The sequence below is a fragment of the Candidatus Symbiopectobacterium sp. NZEC135 genome (assembly GCF_025962695.1).
Map to the genome: position 1 here is coordinate 1 of NZ_JAGFPF010000578.1, position 1,184 is coordinate 1,184.

Here is a 1,184-nt window from a genome sequence, read left to right on the forward strand (position 1 = left end):
CAACACGGTTGCTTCTCTGAAAAACGTGTTTAACAGCCTGATCAACAGTGCCAACGGTGCGCATGCAGGGAAAGTGAACGTGTTCCTCGCTGACTTTGACACGCAGGTTGGCCGCACGGTATCGGTGGATCTGAAAGACTCGACGGCGCTGAGCAAGCTTACCGGCGTACTGAACTCAATGGTTGGCGGTGGTAACGGCGGCGGTACTAACTATGAGGACGTGTTTAAAACCACGGCCAACTGGTTCCAAAGTGCGGCGGTGAAAAATAATGTCGGTACTAACCTGACCTATTTTATTACCGACGGCGAGCCGACCTATTATCAGAAGGATGAAACCAATCAGGTACAGGTGGGTAGTAATTCGAATGAAGTGCTGAATATCGACAGTTTCAATTACCAAGTCGGCCAAGCCTATAACATGAAAATTATGGGGGAGAACCGCGAGGTCATCAGTGCTAATGGCGATGTCAATCGATACTTCTATAATCGTTATGGTTATATCGACCACGAAGTTGTCGGACGGGTACATGCGCAGGGCGATGGCACTTATGAAATCTCCACGTTGGGCGGCTGGGGTAACAACGACGGGGACTACGGCTACTACAATCGTTACTACAGCCAGCAAAACGCAGACACTGCCTTCAAGCTGTTGCAGTCGATATCGCATAACACCATTGAAGCCATTGGCGTGGGCAAATCGCTCGATGCCAGCAGTCTGACGCGTTACGACTCCGACGGTATTGTTCAAAGCAAGATCGATCCGAGCAAGCTGAGTGAAGCGATCCTGGGCAGCAACAAACCGTTGCCCGGCGGAGACGACACCTTGCACGGTGGTATTGGCAATGACATCCTGTTTGGCGATGTGGTGCGCTTTGACGGTATCGAAGGTAACGGCTTGTCGGCACTGCAAACCTATATCGCGCAGCAGATGAAAGTCTCCAGCGTAACGGTGCAGGATATGCACCATTACATTACCGATCACCATCAGGCGTTTGATCTCTCTTCCAGCAACGACGGTGACGACAAACTGTACGGCGGTGCGGGCAATGACATCCTGTTTGGTCAGGGTGGCAATGACCTGCTTAACGGTGGTGAAGGTAACGACATCCTGTACGGCGGCAGCGGCAACGATATCTTGATCGGCGGTAAGGGCAACGACACGCTGATTGGTGGCTCAGGGGCGG

General features: G+C 52.1%; 1 pseudogene. It reads left to right on the forward strand.

Going from position 1 to position 1,184, the window contains the following annotated elements:
- A pseudogene (locus tag J5224_RS28920) lies at positions 1-1,184 on the forward strand (hypothetical protein); the annotation flags it as partial.